We start from the raw sequence: 278 nt of genomic DNA, 5'->3' as shown, positions 1-278 counted from the left end.
GCTGTTTGCCAGGCTCACCCGCATGAAATGGAAGGCGAACTGATGGCCAGGCACCTCCTCACCGGCTATTGCCTGCTGATCTATGCCTTTCTGTTGCTGCCGATCCTCGTGGTCGTCGGCGCCTCTTTCAATGCTGGCGCCTTCCTGACGTTCCCGCCACAGGGACTTTCATTTCGCTGGTATGTGGTGTTCTTTCACAACGAGGTCTTCCTCAACGCCATCAAGACATCGCTCTGGGTGGCCGCGGTCTCGACAGTGATCTCCTCGATCATCGGCAC

The 278-nt window shown here is 57.6% G+C and carries 1 protein-coding gene; it reads left to right on the top strand.

The features are described from left to right. Nucleotides 1–42: 42 nt before the first annotated feature. A partial coding sequence (locus tag ACPYOJ_RS35230) for an ABC transporter permease (protein ID WP_481420366.1) occupies nucleotides 43–278 on the top strand: 236 nt, incomplete at its 3' end.

This window comes from Rhizobium sp. SVR5-9E (assembly GCF_056755095.1).
The sequence above is the reverse complement of the archived record's forward strand: the minus strand, read 5'-3'. Positions and strand labels throughout refer to the sequence as shown.